At 36.0% G+C, this 17,142-nt stretch carries 15 protein-coding genes; 7 read left to right on the top strand and 8 right to left on the bottom strand.

Annotation, left to right across the window (positions count from 1 at the left end; all coding sequences use genetic code 11):
• Positions 1-5 precede the first annotated feature (5 nt).
• From PSA_RS06685 to PSA_RS06665, 5 genes are all read right to left on the bottom strand, one after another.
• Positions 6-1,565 (bottom strand): hypothetical protein, encoded by a 1,560-nt coding sequence (locus tag PSA_RS06685; protein ID WP_042149529.1) that lies wholly within the window; start codon positions 1,563-1,565, stop codon positions 6-8.
• A 16-nt stretch (positions 1,566-1,581) separates the two neighbouring features.
• Positions 1,582-2,796, bottom strand: coding sequence for a restriction endonuclease subunit S (locus PSA_RS06680; RefSeq protein WP_042149526.1), 1,215 nt, complete (start codon positions 2,794-2,796; stop codon positions 1,582-1,584).
• Complete coding sequence (locus tag PSA_RS06675) at positions 2,786-4,303, bottom strand: type I restriction-modification system subunit M (RefSeq protein WP_042149523.1); 1,518 nt, start codon at positions 4,301-4,303, stop codon at positions 2,786-2,788. The genes PSA_RS06680 and PSA_RS06675 overlap by 11 nt, the downstream gene beginning before the upstream one ends.
• A 28-nt stretch (positions 4,304-4,331) precedes the next feature.
• On the bottom strand, positions 4,332-4,916 hold the full coding sequence (locus PSA_RS06670; protein WP_042149521.1) for a restriction endonuclease subunit S: 585 nt from the start codon (positions 4,914-4,916) through the stop codon (positions 4,332-4,334).
• Between the two features lie 305 nt (positions 4,917-5,221).
• Positions 5,222-5,470, bottom strand: a complete 249-nt coding sequence (locus tag PSA_RS06665) for a helix-turn-helix domain-containing protein (protein WP_042149519.1) — start codon at positions 5,468-5,470, stop codon at positions 5,222-5,224.
• A gap of 141 nt (positions 5,471-5,611) precedes the next feature.
• On the opposite strand from PSA_RS06665, the gene PSA_RS06660 reads away from it, so the two are divergent.
• From PSA_RS06660 to PSA_RS06635, 6 genes are all read left to right on the top strand, one after another.
• The gene (locus tag PSA_RS06660; protein WP_042149516.1) at positions 5,612-6,127 is read left to right on the top strand and encodes a hypothetical protein; all 516 of its coding nucleotides are present in this window, start codon (positions 5,612-5,614) and stop codon (positions 6,125-6,127) included.
• A gap of 2 nt (positions 6,128-6,129) precedes the next feature.
• Positions 6,130-7,617 carry a DEAD/DEAH box helicase gene (locus PSA_RS06655; RefSeq protein WP_042149514.1) on the top strand — a complete coding sequence of 496 codons (1,488 nt, stop codon included), beginning with the start codon at positions 6,130-6,132 and terminating at the stop codon, positions 7,615-7,617.
• A 2-nt stretch (positions 7,618-7,619) separates the two neighbouring features.
• Positions 7,620-8,036 carry a hypothetical protein gene (locus PSA_RS06650; RefSeq protein ID WP_052380157.1) on the top strand — a complete coding sequence of 139 codons (417 nt, stop codon included), beginning with the start codon at positions 7,620-7,622 and terminating at the stop codon, positions 8,034-8,036.
• Positions 8,037-8,931: 895 nt separating this feature from the next.
• Positions 8,932-10,953: a bifunctional tRNA (5-methylaminomethyl-2-thiouridine)(34)-methyltransferase MnmD/FAD-dependent 5-carboxymethylaminomethyl-2-thiouridine(34) oxidoreductase MnmC gene (gene mnmC / locus PSA_RS06645; protein ID WP_042149512.1), complete on the top strand. Its 2,022-nt coding sequence runs from the start codon at positions 8,932-8,934 to the stop codon at positions 10,951-10,953.
• Positions 10,954-10,997: 44 nt separating this feature from the next.
• Positions 10,998-11,423 carry an HPP family protein gene (locus tag PSA_RS06640; RefSeq protein ID WP_042149509.1) on the top strand — a complete coding sequence of 142 codons (426 nt, stop codon included), beginning with the start codon at positions 10,998-11,000 and terminating at the stop codon, positions 11,421-11,423.
• Positions 11,424-11,425: 2 nt separating this feature from the next.
• Positions 11,426-11,755 (top strand): hypothetical protein, encoded by a 330-nt coding sequence (locus PSA_RS06635; protein WP_042149506.1) that lies wholly within the window; start codon positions 11,426-11,428, stop codon positions 11,753-11,755.
• A gap of 16 nt (positions 11,756-11,771) precedes the next feature.
• Here the strand turns inward: PSA_RS06635 and PSA_RS06630 are convergent, their stop codons facing one another.
• Positions 11,772-12,602: an OmpA family protein gene (locus PSA_RS06630; RefSeq protein ID WP_042149689.1), complete on the bottom strand. Its 831-nt coding sequence runs from the start codon at positions 12,600-12,602 to the stop codon at positions 11,772-11,774.
• A 282-nt stretch (positions 12,603-12,884) separates the two neighbouring features.
• On the opposite strand from PSA_RS06630, the gene rnt reads away from it, so the two are divergent.
• Complete coding sequence (rnt, locus tag PSA_RS06625) at positions 12,885-13,550, top strand: ribonuclease T (protein WP_042149503.1); 666 nt, start codon at positions 12,885-12,887, stop codon at positions 13,548-13,550.
• Positions 13,551-13,603: 53 nt separating this feature from the next.
• Here the strand turns inward: rnt and PSA_RS06620 are convergent, their stop codons facing one another.
• Together PSA_RS06620 and PSA_RS06615 are read right to left on the bottom strand one after the other, a co-directional pair.
• A complete protein-coding gene (locus PSA_RS06620) occupies positions 13,604-15,235 on the bottom strand; it encodes a DUF342 domain-containing protein (RefSeq protein ID WP_042149500.1) in 1,632 nt (543 codons plus the stop codon).
• A 209-nt stretch (positions 15,236-15,444) separates the two neighbouring features.
• The gene (locus PSA_RS06615; protein WP_042149497.1) at positions 15,445-17,067 is read right to left on the bottom strand and encodes a methyl-accepting chemotaxis protein; all 1,623 of its coding nucleotides are present in this window, start codon (positions 17,065-17,067) and stop codon (positions 15,445-15,447) included.
• Positions 17,068-17,142 lie beyond the last annotated feature (75 nt).

The raw sequence follows: 17,142 nt of genomic DNA, 5'->3' as shown, positions 1-17,142 counted from the left end.
TTATCCTATTGAGTTAAGCTGCTTTCAGAGTCAGCTCTTAAAATATTCATAACAATCTCTAGCCAATTATCTCCTTCAACACCACGCGTTGAAGTATCGACTGGAATCACAGTTAACAAATGACTTGAAGTATGGGCAATTCTCAATTTATTCCTTAGTTTGCGCTTTTGCTCATCAGCAGACCCTTCAGACGTTGGGGAAATCACGAAAATTCGGCGTCCTTGAGATTCAACCAACTCGCGGAATAGCCCATTTATATGACTATCGTCTTTATGAAATCCAAAACCGACAACCACAATTGCGTCTGACTCAGAATAAGAGTCAAACAAGCTGACATACCTTCTTGACATTGCAACAGAGGTTAATGGTTTTAATCCGCTTTGAGTCAATATAAACGGTACTTGGATTTGATTAGTATCAAGATCTTGAGAGTTTTCACAAGTAACTACAGAGTTCTTATAGGGGTTGTAATAGTCATGGACACTACCATTTAAGTGGATTACTTCCATTAGTTCTGCTTCTAATGAATTAAAAACTTGAGATAAAATACTATTATAGTTCGCGGTTCCAATAGCTGAAATCTCAATCTGAGAACTTGCCGTTGCTAAGTCATGATAGTACCCCTCACTCGGAATATCATCTATTTCAGGTACTTGAGAGCTGATGTAGTCTCTAGCCACTTTTAAAAAAATAACCATTCTAGTAAATTTGGCCCATTCTGTAGAAGGCGAATACAAATAACGAAAGTGGTTATCAATAAGTTGCTGATAATCCAATACCGTTGTAAAGATATTCTCTAATACTTGCTGTGCAATGGCTGAAAACAAAGTAAGCGCTGTTGCGCCCTCGCCAGTGTTAAATTGGCGGTTCTCCTCCAACAGTAACTCTAGTGCCGTAGAGCCTACTCTATTAAATTCTAGTTTGAACATTCCTGATATATCATCAAATATAGGAAGGTCATCTGGAGCAGCTTCGAATAATTCTTGGTTTAAACGCTGCACTAATGATTGACCATGTGCACCAACAAGCAACTGTAAAAATGCTGTTACATAGCGTTTCAAATCGTCACAACTCTCTTCAACACGAACAATATCTAACATCGCTGAGTAAAACTCAGATTCAAATAATCTCACATCTCTCGATAGCATTTCATTTAAACGAATATCGTGTGTATAAAGCCTTTCACCAAGAGCACTACCTGTTAAGCTTGAAAAGGCTTGGCTAAGCTCCTCTCTATCAATACCTAATGATTGAATTGCCCAGTCACATTCTTGGTCAAAGTTATTTAGCCTCCGAATAATCTCATCGCGTTTATATTCAATAGAAGATTCAATAAGGCTAGTAAATTCATTTCTACCAAATGCATGTATTCGCTTATCAGTGTACCCTTGAGGTAGCCACTCACTTGCATAAGGTGAGCGAGAATCAATGGCTCTCAATTGCACTCTCAATTCAGTTTTATACTCACTTGGTTCCTGCCTAAATAAATCAATAGCAAACTTTCCACCACTTGGAAGGCCATACCCAATTTCAGCTCCGGCCCCAAAGAAAAAACCTAGTCTCATAAATCTTCCTTAATCGTTAAATTTGCACTCTACGTTTACCAGTTAACAACTGCTGCATTAAAGCTTTTTTTTCTTGCTTTAAATCAACTAGTTGCTTTTCCAGTAATTCTATCTCTATGCCTGCATTACTTAATACCGATGATATTCTGCGCTGTTCATCAATTGGAGGTAATGGTATATGAATAGCACTAAAGTCTTTCCAACGAAGGCTACCTCGGCGGTCAACTGATGCATTAGTTGAAGCAGAAAATATTTGGCGATAGTGTTCTGTTTTTAATAAAGCAAATAAAAAATCGTTATCAATTATTTTATCATTAGTTTTAAATACAACATAAATCGGACTTACGATTCCAAACTCATAAAGCTTTTGTAATCCGATAGAGCCTTCTTCTATATGATTAGAAGGAAAGCCGAAACATCCTTTTGGAATAATTCTGTAACCACTTGTGTCGTCACTAAATACTTTTTTGTTGAAATATTTAAGCGAGTCTACAAACCCTACATATTTTGAGCAGGAAAGCACTGGATAGTTATTTTGTTCACTATTTTTCTTAGATATTTGTTCACTAACTTCTCTTATAGCTGGGTACTTCCAATCCTTTGGAATTTTTCCATATCGTGTTTCAAAAAAACTAAAAGAGCCTGTTTTTAAGCCAAGGCGCTTTTGACCAGTTAGAAGCTGCTGTGCAAGAGCTTTTTTTTGTTTTTTATTAATACCTATTAAAGCTTCTTTTATGGCAATAGCCTTATCCCAAACAGACAAAACTTTCGCTATTTTTTTTTGTTCCGCAGGAGGAGGTAGTGGCATGGGATAAGCCTTTAATGCATCCATCTCTATACCCGTTTGTCCAGAGGTTCTTTGTGAGAATGATTCAATAACCCTTAACAGAGAACTTCTTTTTAACGAGTAATACATAAACTCTTTATTAACGCCATCATGCGGTATAGCTTTAATCAGAGCTACATTATAAGCTCCTGCAATCCCTCTAAGGATCTGAAATATCGGAGGGCCATATCTCCCAATCATAACATCGTCAGTTGAGCAAAACTTTTTTGCTAAGTCCTTAGGAACATATGTTGCGTGCTTATTGCTTTTATAATCCCTTATTTGAATAAGGCGAATGTGCCCTTCTTCAGGCTCAAATTTAAATACATTTCTTGGCGGTTGTGCCCCACCTGAAAATGTTATGTTGTCATTAATCGTTGTATTTGACCAATCTTTAGGAATCATAACCTAGCTCCTTTAAGTATCCTTCCATTTCAACCTCTAGCATTCTTAATTCACTTTGCAAATGTAAACGCTCAGTTCGCACGGCAATAAGGTCAATTTCTTCCTCCTCTTCAAAAGTATCAACATAGCGTGGAATATTTAAGTTAAAATCGTTTTCTTCGATTTCTGCGATACTTGCTAAATAAGCGTATTTTTCAACATTCTTACGAAGACTGTAAGTTTCTATAATTTTTTTAATGTTATCAGTGGTTAATTTATTTTGGTTTTTACCTGGTTTAAATTCACTGCTCGCATCTATAAATAATATATTCTCATCAGTCTTTCTCTTTTTGAAGATAAGAACCACCGCAGGAATACCAGTTCCAAAAAATAACTTTTCAGGCAAACCGATAACAGCATCAAGCAGATTTTCTTCAATCAGTTGTTGACGGATTTTACCTTCACTTGATGCACGGAATAACACGCCATGTGGCACAACTACACCCATGCGACCTGACTCTGGCTTTAAGGTTTCTATCATGTGACTGATAAATGCATAATCACCTTTAGTCTTTGGCGGTACACCACGGCGGAAACGTCCATATTCATCATCCGCAGCACCTTCGTGACCCCACTTATCTAATGAGAACGGAGGGTTTGCAGTTACTATATCGAAGTGTAATAAGCCTGTGCTTGCTTTATCTAACAGCAAAGGGTGACGAATAGTATCGCCCCATTCAATACGGTGGTTGTCTTCTCCGTGTAGAAACATGTTCATTTTGGCAAGCGCCCATGTAGAGCCTATCGCTTCTTGACCGAATAAGGCATATTTTTTTGAGCCAGAATTTTTGCGCACCATTGCACCACACTTCATAAGAAGCGAACCAGAACCACATGCAGGGTCGCATATTTCATCACCTTCCTTAGGTTCTAAAATAGCCGCTAATAAATCGGATACTTCAGGTGGTGTATAGAATTCACCAGCTGATTTACCACTGCCTGCGGCAAAATGTTTGATCAGGTACTCGTATGCGTTACCAATAATATCAAGAGAGCCAACTCGACTAGGACGAAGGTTAAGTATATCTTTGCCAAAGTCTTCTAAAATATGGCGAAGAATTTCATTTTTTTGCTTTTCTTGGCCGAGCTTATCAGTATTAAAACTGATGTCTTGAAATACGTTTTTTAGCTTAGTGCCGTTGGCTTCCTCAATAGCATGAAGTGCTTTGTCGATACGCTGACCATTACCTGCTTCATGGCGTTTTTCGTATAAATCCCAAAAATTTGACCCTGCTGGCATTACAAAACGTTGTTTTGCAATCATTGCAAGAATAAGCTCAGGGTTATCACCATATTGCTCAACAAGCTTGTCATATTCATCTTGGTAAACATCAGAGATGTACTTTAAGAACAGCATAGTTAATATGAAGTCTTTATAAATTGATGGATCTACCGTGCCTCTAAAGGTATCGCAGGCAGCCCATACCGCCTTGTTAATTTCGTCTTGGTTTATCTGTGTTGTTGTCATCTTATAAGTCCTTAAATTTAAATTCTTTCTAGTTCTGGTTACCAGAATCTAATAATTCTTTGGCAATGCCTTGCATCTGCTTAGATCTGTTGTCGATTAAAGCATTTAATAAATGCTTTTCTTGTTTAACTTTGTTATCAAACTCAACTATTATGTTCTGTTTTTCAATATTTGGGATAACTAAAGGAGTAGCCTCTAATACTGCTCGTCTAATACTTGTTTGTGCACTGCCTTCTGCTGAGTTAGCAAAATAACGCTGTGCACCATCTTGGTTTAATTGCCAAGCAATAAACTCTGGTAATACCGACTTATCAGTTACTTTAATTAAAAAATAATGCGGTGCACATAACGTTGGTCTATCAATATTCCCAACAAAAGCCGCTGCATTACGTGCTCCACGGGCAGCAAAAAGTACATCGCCTTTTTTCAGCCAATCAGGGATTTTACGCCCTGTTATATTTGTGCGAATGAGTTGGTGCCAATGTATGATCCCATCGTTATCTATATCCCTGATCTGCACCACATAAGCGTTACCTTCGAACTCTTCAGGTATCTTGCCCCTAAAAGGGTGGCCTGCTTTCACAATCGCAATATCAGATAATGTTTTATTCATTTGCTACACCTAATTAACTGCACCATGTAAATGATGCATTAAAAGATAGCGAGAGATGATTGTTTAGTCAAGATTTTTTTGCATCTTTTAAATGGTGCAGAATTTTAATGTGTTTGAGAAGAGTTTCAAATCTTATGGATACTGCTTTAACCTTTTGATTTATTGGTTTTACTGTCATTTATTAAGAGTTTTAGTAATTGAGTGAATAATAAACACTTGATGATTCGCGGTACATTCAAGTGGAAAATAAAAACACAAAGTGTGAGGGCAACATTTAGATGTGAATTTTAGTCATTGCATAAAAGTTATTTTATTTTTACGCCATTAACTTCTGGAAGTATTTCTGAAAGTGGGCATTCAAGTGCTGCGGCTAACGCATAAACTTTAGCAAGTGTGATTTTATATGAGCCGCTTTCTATTTTACTTAAGTAACTTCTATCGAGGTTAGCTTTACCGCAAAGTTCTTCTTGTTTCACACCTATCTTAGCTCTGGCTGCTCTTATATTTCTTCCAAATTGAATCGCTAAATCATTTTCAAAATTTTCGTCACGCACTTGTGGTTTCCTTCAGGTAAAAGGATATATGTTCCCACGTTGTTAAGTATAAATGTATAGAGTATACTCCACACTATGTAGTGTATACTCCTCATTAGATTGTATATACTCTACTTTCAAGTGCTGAAATTGGATAAGTTAATGGATAGTTCAACCTTTAATCAGATAATCGTTTTAAAAAACATAGATCATTTCTCTGCTGTCGAGATCAGAACTGCTTATCTTTCAATTAAAAGGGACGAGGGACTAGATCCTACTTCCGTTCGACGTTTTGTATATGAAGAGCTTTTAAAACTAGTAAAAAGAGGTTGGTTAAAAAAGAGAACATCAGTTAAGAAAGGGGTTACTCGCTATATAAAAACCAACTTGTTTGAACCTGACTATTTTAAAAAATTAGTAACTTTAGGTGATGATGGTTCGATGAAAACTAATGAGCTTAGTTACGAACAAACATTAACTAATCGTTTAAAACAATACAATTCTGAGCTTCTTGAAGGATTAGGTGCTGTTAAAGAATATGTAGCACTTAAGAATATTCACCCTGAACGACATGCAGCTTTAAAGCAACGTTACGTAGCTGTTAAGGAAAATAACCAAGTTTTAAAAGGAAAAATTTCGGCTTTAAATGAACTAATGAAATCAAATAAAGAGACTTAAAAATGAAACTGAGAAATTGGCAGTCAGAGTGTATTAACTCTGCAATTTCTAAATATAAATCAAAGAAGCACTTTTTAGCACTCGCTACCCCTGGTGCTGGTAAAACTGTAATGGCATCAGTGTTAGCCAAGATACTTTATGATCGAGGCGAAATCGATCTCGTTCTTTGCTTCTCACCTTCTTCTATTGTCGCTCATGATTTTAGTTGTGCTTTAAGCGAACAGTTTGAAGCCCACTTTGACGGCAATATTGGCGCAATGGGGAATTCATATACTTATCAGGCGTTAAGTACATTAAATAGCACTGTATGGCGTTTGTTTGATAAATATCGGGTATTTGTAATATTTGATGAAATTCATCATTGTGCAGGCTCAAGCGTCAAAGATGCTAATGCTTGGGGAAAACCGATCATCACAACAATAAAGGAACGAGCAGCCTTCACTATTGCTGTAACTGGTACAGCTTGGCGTACAGATGCATTGCCCATAGCGCTAGCCGACTACTGTAACGAGTCAGGTAAAATACAGTGTGATTACGCATATGGTTTAAAAGAGGCTATAAGAGATAATGTGTGCCGTATACCTCAGGTCATAGCATTAGATAATGACCAGATAACAGTTGTGGAAAATGGTGAAACAAACCACTTCACTAGCTTCTTAGATTTATTGTCACAATCAATAATTCCGTATTCTAAGATTGTTACTAACCCTAGCGTTATTGAACAATTATTAAACCATTCGAATACCAAGCTAAATGAGATTCGCTGCTTTAATAAAAGTGCTGGCGGTTTAATTGTGGCTTCCTCGATTCCACACGCCTGGAAAATAGAGCTAATTTTGAAGCAGACTTTAGGAGAAAGCGCCATTGTTGTTACTAGTGATGAAGATAACGCAAATGAACTGATTACGTCCTTTAGGCACAGTCAAGATAAATGGATCATTAGTGTCGGAATGATTTCAGAAGGCACTAATATCCCACGTCTTCAAGTATGTTGTTATCTTTCGAATGTAAAAACTGAGATGAATTACCGCCAAGTTTCAGGTCGTATATTACGTATTACCGATGCTCCAAACCAGCAAGCTTTTCTCTTTATGCCAGCTGAACCAAAGCTTGTTGAGTATGCTTACCGTGTTGCTCAGGACGTTCCCGATGGATTAGCAAAAGTAAAACTGGCTCAATTGGATGAAGAGATAACAGCTGAAGTAGATAAGGCGAACCAAGGTGAACAGGTTATTCCTGACGGTGATCCTATAGATACTTTTTCTGATGAACCAATAATTAATATTGGAGATGCAATAACTGATAATGATGAAATTAAAGACCCTATTAATGAGATTCAAGAAGGTAAAATAGCTATAACCGCCGATAAAATAATGGGGATCTTTGGTCAGTTCAATCATAAAGAACTTGAAATTGATGGTTTTGAACATTTGGTTATTTCAAAGCAATCAATGGCTCAACTCAATCAATACAGTGCAGAGGTATTTTAAAAATGATAGATAATAATGAAACCTTAGGAGATTTAATTCATGGGTTTACCGCACAGGGTGACAAGTTCACTGCAGGTTGTGAAACCGACAAGATCAAGCATTACATTGCTGTTTGCCATTCTATAAATCCAAAGAAATATGTATGTACTGTGAAAGCTTGGCAATGGTGGGATCTAGACGTAGGAGAGAAGCTCGCTAAACTGTTTGCCAGCGCAGGACAAACTCCTAGTGTTATTAAGTCCGATTATGTCATTGATGATCAGGTAGGACGCTTTAATGAAGGTGACTGGGTACGATCTTCCTTACTACTCACTTTTCATGAAAATTGCATTTTCGAAACGCCTAATACATTTTATCTACTAGTCGGTGAGGGAACACGTAAAAGCATTAATTCAAATTTGGCTGGGGCAATGTTTTAAAGTGTCAGTCAGTAGAGTGGTATTCGAAGAGCCAAGAACAGCAGAAACTACTCTTTAGCTGCTCTTACATGTAATGGATGAGTGGTAGGTTGATGAGAAAGGTCAACTTACCTTAGTTAACCTTCTATACAGGGCAAGTTAATACCTCATACCCGTATAAACTTAGAAGCACTCAAGCCAGAGTTTGAATACTTTCGCACACCAATGCATGCGTTAATCATAGATATGCTTCAATCGAATATTCGATTTTATTACCTGCCCAACATGGACTTAATGTCATCGTTTCTTCTTGATAAACAATAATTAATCAAGTTTTGTAAGTGTTGGCTACAAACACATTATGAAACCAACTGTCACAAGATGACTTTGTGATGGTAATGAAACCTTAAAAGCAATCAAAATGTAACTTGGGATAAACGCTAAGTACCACCCTATAAGCCTTTCAATATATACACGTATAGCTGCTTCAAGAAACTAATCGCTAGCTTACATCTGAGCCTTTCGCAATTTTACTACCTTTGACCATACTTAGCCTATAGACTTGCGCGTTGCTCATTTTCAAGGCTTCTCAGTGCCTCTAAAGTGACAAATACATTACGGAAATGAATGAACATGCTAAAAATATCCATAAACGAAAGAGTATTTCAAAAACTCACCAAAAGTTAACTTCCTGAAAGTTAAAACAAGCTAAAGAATCAGATTCTGAATATGGAAGGATATTTCCAAGCTGTCCATTATGAAGCTTAAGTTGCTCTTTATTTATCGTCTTCCAAAAAGTAATATGTGGTTCTTTAAAAATGATTTTGTAAACTTGTTGAAACATGAAAGCTTAATACGCAAAACCCGCCAATGTATTTAGATGTCTTTTTTGTGAAAATAAATGATAAGGATTGTAATGATTGAAAACGCTAAAATTCACTTCAACTCAGATGGTATACCAGTTTCAGATAAATTTGGCGATATTTATTATTCGAAAACAATCACTACACAGACTACACATAAAGGGATGAACACGGTATCTCAAATTAATGAATCTAGCTTTGTATTTGTTGAAAAGAATCAAATTTTAGAACGATTTAGCAATCATGATCAAAATCACTTTGTTATCGCTGAAACAGGTTTTGGCACAGGTTTAAACTTTTTAAATACCTGGCAACAATTTGAAAACAGTGAAAATAAAGCAGTAAAAAAGCTTCACTTTATCTCTTTTGAAAAATATCCAATCAAGAAATCTAACTTAGCCCGATCACTGGCAGCATGGCCGAGTTTAAAACCCTATGCAGAGCAATTAGTTGATTTATATCCTGTGGCAATGCAAGGATGCCATAGATTGGAGTTTAACAATGGTAGTATTGTATTAGATCTGTGGTTTGGTGACATTCAAGATACTTTACCGCAAATATGCTTTCAAGAAAAAGGCATTATTGATGCGTGGTATTTAGATGGCTTTGCCCCAAGCAAAAATCCAGATATGTGGCAACAATCACTTTTTAATGCCATGGCTGATTTAGGGCGTGATAATTGTACTTTTGCGACTTTCACCGCTTCAGGGTTTGTTAGAAGAGGATTAATTGAAGCCGGATTCGAAGTAAAAAAACACAAAGGCTTTGGCCGTAAAAGAGAAATGATCAGCGGCCAGCTCATCAAAGCCAATGATAAATTTAGCGAACCCAAATATTACCCTAGAGATTCTGCTGAACTAAAAAGTATAGCCATTATAGGCGGCGGTATCGCCACATCAAGTCTCGCTTTATCATTAAGTAAGCGTGATGCCCAGTTTGAAGTATTCTGCAAAGATGAAAAAGTCGCGATGGGTGCATCTCACAACCATCAAGGTGCTTTATACCCTCACCTTCAAGCTAACTTTAGCCGTGAAAGTCAGTTTTATGCTCACAGTTTTTTTTACGCTAGACGGTGTTTTGATGACGTATTAGCAAAAGGCTATGAGTTTCCATATCAGTGGTGTGGAGTATTGCTTCATGGCATAAATGCAGAAAAGCAAAAAAGGCAAAAATCACTCATAAAACAAAATAACTGGCCCTTTGAATTAATTCACTATGTAAATGCCGAGCAAGCATCTGCTATAGCAAATGTAGATACGCCATACTCAGGTTTATTTATCAAACACGGAGGCTGGATAAATCCGCCTAAACTGGTAGAAGCCATGTTGGCTTATAGTCAGTCAAATCACCCTTTTAAATTAAATACCAATACGAAAATTGAAAAATACTATCAAAAAGACAATGCCTGGTATTTATTTGATGGTAAAAATGAGCACGGCCCTTATTCTCAAATCATTATAGCAGCAGGTGAGCACAGTGATACATTTGAGCAAACTAAAACTCTTGATTTACATCCAGTAAGAGGTCAAGTCAGCCATGTTAAAGCAACAGATAAATCAGAGAAACTCACAACGGTTTTATGCCATAAAGGTTATTTAACGCCACAATATTTAGATCATCATTGTATTGGGGCAACATTTACTAAAAACAGTAAAGAAACACATATCAGCGATGACGATAATAATATAAACCTAAAACAAGTGACTGATTTTTATGGAGACTGTGAATTTACCTCTGGTTTAAATAATATAACCAGTGCAAAAGCTGCGATCCGATGTACTAGCTTTGATCATATGCCATTAGTTGGCCAAGTTACCGATATAGCTAATTATCAAACAAGTTTTGCCACACTTCGCCATGGCAGTAAATATGGTTACTTACCTTATCAATCTTCAACTCCTGGTCTTTATATTTTCACAGGTTTAGGCGCTAGAGGTTTATGCAGCGCACCATTAAGTGCAGAGCTATTATGTAGCGAACTATTTAATGAACCTTTACCGATAGATTTAGCCATGAATCAAGCCCTTCATCCAGCGAGATTTATCGTCAGAGATTTAAAACGAAATAAAGTATGAAAAACAATAAATGATTGTTTATAGTTAATTAATAAGGAGATTTTATGAACAAAGTAATTGCCGATATTATGACAACTTCTGTATTTCAACTAGATATAGAAAACAGTATGTATGAAGTACATAAACTCATGAAAGAGTCACAGATCCGTCATGTGCCAATTTCACAAAACAATGAATTTAAAGGCGTGGTAACACAAAAGACTATTATCGCTAAGGTAATGTATTTATTAGATAATTATGGTTCTTCTTCATTAGAAAGAAGAGAAAAATCGGTGAGTGTATCTGATTTAATAGACAAAAAAGTGGGGTTTGCAAATCCTAATATGCCTTTAGTTGATGCGGCAGAGTTTTTTTTAGCCAACCGCCATGGTTGTTTACCTATCGTAGACAAAGACAATTTATTACAAGGAATAGTGACCTCATCTGACTTTGTTAAGTTATCATTAACTTTATTAGATAAAGGAATATAATCATGTTAAAAGCCTGCCAATCACTCATATTTTTATCTTGTTTTATCAGCTTTTTTAGTTTGGCAAATTTATCATCAGTGCCAATGCCTAATGATACTGAAATTAGAATGAAGCTAGATGATGAATTTCCGATGATCTTAAATGGTTTTGTGAAAATGTCAGATACTGATGTTATGGCGTTTTACCATAATCAATTAGGCTCGCCTGATAAAACAATTGAAGATATTGGACGATATACTTACTTTTATCAAATTGATGATAACCAAGTAAAAATAAGTATATATCAACAGACTCAATGGACTGAGATCAGCGTGATGATCACAGCCCTTTAAGCTATTAATCAATTTATTAAGGGTTGGCTATTTGGATGACTACGCGTCTATTTTTATCTCTTCCTAATATTGTTTTATTTGAAGAGATATGACGTTTTTCACCAAAGCCCTCTACTTTTACTCTTGCGGCTTCAACACCTAACTCTGTCATATAAGTTTTAATTGCTGTTGCACGCTTTTTTGACCAGGTTTCATTAAGGTAGCGCCCACCATAACTATCTGTATAGGCTGAAATTAATACGGACTCTATGCTAGGGTCATTTTTAAGGTATTCACCAATTTTGTGTAAACGCACTTTTGATGCTTTTGTTAACTCCCCTGTATTGGGTTCATAATTCATAACTGTAAAAGCAATATCTTCAAAGCTATAAGGTAAAAGCTCATCTCTACACTTTAAAAATTTCAAATACTCTTTTCTAAAATTAACCGCTAATAAACCAACCAATACTTTATCATGTTGATTATTCCAGTCTTGATAATACAAAGTAGGTGTAAATCCTTTTTCCAGCTCAGTGAGCATTAACCAAGATACATTGCTATCAAGTTCACCATCAAATTGCTTTAAAATTTTTAAATTAGCTAAATCTTTTGACGGTACTCCTGGCATCCACATAGGCGGCACTGATTTTACAGCAGCAACATCGTAACCCTCAGGTTGAACCAACATATCAAGAATAAAAGACATTGGCTTAGATTTACTTGCCGAGCTCATAAATTGGGCTTGACCATATGACGGAATATCATGATTAAGCTGACAAGATAAACGTGTCGTTTTTTCTAACTGCCAAATAGAATCATCTGCATTGGCAGTGTATTGCCGTATTCCAGCATTAGCATCAAAGCTCATGGCAGCACAACTGAGTAAACTTGATGAAAATAATAATAAAGCCACGCGACTAAACACAAATACAACTCCAATTAAAACAGTGCATTATAAAATAGTATGCACTTTAAATGATTTAGTGAATCTCATATTTAAATGATAGGCCAAATAAAACACCTTAACCAATTAAGATACTATGCAATTTATCGGCCTCAATTTAAAAAAATGAAACTTTAATTAACATAGTAAGATTTTTATTATCTGTTTGAGTATAATAGTCACACTCATTCTTTAAAAAAAAATATAATGTATTCAAACGAACAAACACTATTTTCAAAACGCTTTCGAGGTTATTTCCCGGTTGTTATTGATGTTGAAACAGCTGGATTTAACAATAAAACAGACGCTTTATTAGAAGTCGCTGCAAGTATTTTAAAAATGGATGACAATGGTGTTATTTCACTTGATCATACATTACATTTTCACGTTGAGCCATTTGAAGGTGCTAATATTGAGCAAGCTGCAATCGACTTTAATGGCATAAAGCCATTTAGCGCTTTACGTGGTGCAGTACCTGAATCTGAAGCAATTAAAGAAATTTGCAAAGCAGTTAGAAAAGCGCAAAAAGCAGCAGGCTGTCAACGTTCAGTGATTGTTGCGCACAATGCCGCATTTGATCATGGTTTTTTAAATTCAGCAATTGAGCGCTGTAATATAAAACGCACACCATTCCACCCATTTGTAAGTTTTGATACCACAACATTATCAGGTCTTGCATTAGGTCAAACAGTATTGGCCAAAGCCTGTGCAGCAGCAAAAATAGATTTTGATAATAGCCAAGCGCACAGTGCTTTATACGACACTGAACGCACAGCTGAGCTATTTTGTTTTATTGTTAATAAATGGCAAGCATTAGGTGGATGGCCGCTTGTAGTGGAAGAAGAGCCAAGCGATACAAGCGAAGATAAGTAATATCAATAAGATGTGAGGTTTAGTTTTAGCTAAACCTCTATAATTTAGCTGTACTAAGATTTAAATGTTTGGGTGATTTTACCTTCAGTAACCTTTAATAAGTTGGGCGGGTATATTCTAGAAAATTGTTTGTTATCTTTCGCAATATGAAGCTCAACACCAGGGTGCATCAACTCATTTATTGTTAACCGGCTTGTTTGCAATAACATATTAAGCTTTCTTCTCAATAAGTCTCTATTTTTATAAACCTGTTTCAACTTAGTGAGTACCATATCTTCACTGGCTTTTATTTTACTTTGATAGGCTTTTTTCTGTTCTGCACCTGGTATTTTTTCAGCTTTTTTTTGAGCTTGTTTTAAAGCATTTGATTTTGAATTAAGCGTTTTTTCGATATTAGCTAAATGGTTTAATTTCTCTCTGAGTTCGTGCCAGTATTGTGCTAAATAAATTTTTGTTTTTGTACCAGATGGTGCACCTAATTCACCGGTTTCAACACGTAAAGCATCAATAACCTGACCTCCAATTATTTTTCCTCGAGGTTTATCACCCTTACCTACTCTAATTAATCGTCTAGCCGATAATTCACAGTGCAAAGCCTGCTTATCTATCATTAAATCTTGCTCAGAACTCAACTTACTATATTGCGCATAGCCAATAGATACAGTACCGTTAGCTTGTACTGAGCATGTATAATTAGCACCATCTTCTTTTTTTCTTCCGATAACACCGTTTATAATTGTTATTGCAGATTCTGAACTTATATCAGCAGATTCCACAAAACCCATTATCGTAATATCACCGCTCGCTTTGATTTTCATACCATCTTTAACATCACCCGAGACAATCACACTGCCATCAAACTCTATGTGCCCAGTTGTCACATCAACATTGTTGTAACATACAACATCATCAACTCGCATACCTCTTGGAACAGAAACAGGTACACCTACTGCGTCAGCAATTAAAATATTTGAGTTTTTAGGATCTAGAGCTGTGCCATCCATGACTTGTAAAGGGAAGTCTTTACCTGGAACTGCAGGAATTGTATCGCCAAAAACAGTATAGCCATCTTCTCCATTTGTTGGTGGTACACGCTGCATTAATGGTGCACCTGGATTTACAGTGATAAGTGCGCCTAAATCGCGCATATCAACCTTGCCGTCTTCTTTAGTTTGAGGACTTAAGACACGATCTTGTGCCGTTTCACATAATCTGACAAAACGTGTATCAATACCGTTTTTAGCTCTTTTACCATGAGCGACTATACAGTTATATATATCTCCCGCTTGGGCTTCAAATTGACGACCTAAAAAATTTTCAATTGCTTTATTGCTCGCACCATTTTTTACACCGGCAGCTTCTAAAGCTTGTTGCATGATATCTGCATTAGCAATTTCACCGCCTTTAGCAGACGTTAATATTGCTTCGGCTGTCATATTTGTATCATCAACTTTTATTGATATTGTGGCGTCGATTGCTTTTGCAATATAATAAGGAGGCGCTTTAATGGTATTTGAATTGGAAAAAAGTGAACGGATCGTTGCTAAATCAATTTCAAACTCTGCAAATTCAGATGATTCAATTAATTCAATCAGCTGTTCTGCAGACGCAGGATAACCTGAATCAGCTGGATGCTGCTCTAATTGAACTTGCTTAGTTTCTTTATTTAGCGAAAACAACGACATTTATAACCTAATTCCATAATTCAAGGTTTTACCCATTTGAGCACAACTAGAATTAAAAGTTAAGTCTTGTCGATAAAAGTAGACATGATAAATTATTTAATACAAAAAAAAATACATTTAGCGTATTGCTTTAATCACAAAACCATTATTAAAAGTGTTGAATAAATTTACCTTCATAAAGGTTTTTTTCATCACATAACTACTAGTCTTTACACTTCAAATTTAGAAGTCGCATCTAGTAAGTTATCAGATAGATAATGTAAGTTTTTTGCAACTTCCCTAATTGATTTTAGAGACTCTTGCGTGTCTTCAAACGAATCATGCATATTTGATACGTTATCTACCACCATAGCAGCGACTGAAGTTTGCTCTTCGGTAGCAGCTGCAATTTGTGCATTCATTCCATTAATAGCAAGGATCTGTTCAGAGATTTTTTCGATAGATACGCCAGTTTCTTGTGCTGAATTAGCATTATCTCTAGCCATATCTCTTGCAGAGTTCATCGCTCCAACAGATTCATTAGCTGCACCGGTTAAAACTGTAAGCAGCTCTCTAATTTCATTGGTAGATTTTGCAGTTCTTGAAGCTAACTCTCTGACTTCATCTGCTACAACAGCAAAGCCACGTCCTTGCTCACCAGCCCTTGCAGCTTCTATTGCGGCATTTAAAGCGAGTAAATTAGTTTGCTCTGCAATCGAAGTGATTACATTTAAAATTTGTGTCACATTTTGCGTATCACTTGCTAATTGGTCAATGGTGGATGACGCATTTTTAATTTCTTCACTTAATGCTTGCGACATTTTCACCGAGACATTAATCTGCTGTAAACTTTGCTCAACTTCTTTTTCAGCAACTTGCGCGGCATCTGCTGCATTTGCTGCAGAGCCTGAAATATCTCCAACACTCTGCTTCATTTCTTCCATAGACTGCCTTACAATTTCAGCATCTGTTGATTGTTGTGTTGTTGCTCTTTCAGCTTTTTCCATGCCTTGCACTAAACGTGTAGAATTTTCCATTAAAGGCTCAACTACAGCCATAATGTTTAAAACAGAGCTCTTCAACAGGCCAATAAAAGCATTAAAATGAATAGCAACTTGCCCTATTTCATCTTTAGAACATACAGTTAATTTTGAACTTAAGTTCCCTCCGCCACTAGCAAGCGATTCTAAACCATCGGCTGCATTTTGGGCTGAAACCCCGATTTTTTTAGCAATAAATATGGCTAATACAATTAAACCTATCAACATAAAAATACTAATAGAAAGCATTAAAAATAATGCTTCATCCGATCGCTCTAGAGTACTTTTTACTAATTCAATAAAACGTGCGTCCGCTTTATTTTGAATCGATTTAAAACCTTTTAACAAAACATCATATTTTTCAGTTTTATCTTTAGCGTCTTGCTGAATTTTTGAAAAATCAGCTGTGCCATCTATCATTCCTCTGGCTATTTTTGATGAAATTTCAGCATATTGATTTAAATGACTAATTTCAGAACCGCTCTGGTAACTTTTATCTAATCTATTTAATTCTTTTAAATTATCGTAGATCTCTGCTTTTGTGATATCAGCCTTATCAACCAACTCACCATCACCAAATGTTACTGCTTGTGTATATAAATCATCTAATTTTTCAAGTAAGTATTTATTAGAAGTAGCAAGCTGAACAACCTTATAGGATGTAGTTTGTAGTTCATCTAATGCATGTTTATTATCGACCATAGCTGAGTAGTTGATAATTGCTGACACTAAAAATACCACAACAGAAATACTTGTAATAGCATGTATTTTTTTGGTGATACTTAAATCACTAAACGAAAAACCATTCGACATTTATTTTCTCCGTAAACAGCTAGAATTACTTTTAAACTTTGTATCTGTCTTTTAATTGTTATCTATTTTATGAAT

The sequence above is a fragment of the Pseudoalteromonas sp. '520P1 No. 423' genome (genome assembly GCF_001269985.1).
Taxonomy (GTDB): domain Bacteria; phylum Pseudomonadota; class Gammaproteobacteria; order Enterobacterales; family Alteromonadaceae; genus Pseudoalteromonas.
This window is presented reverse-complemented; position numbering and strand designations above follow the sequence as displayed.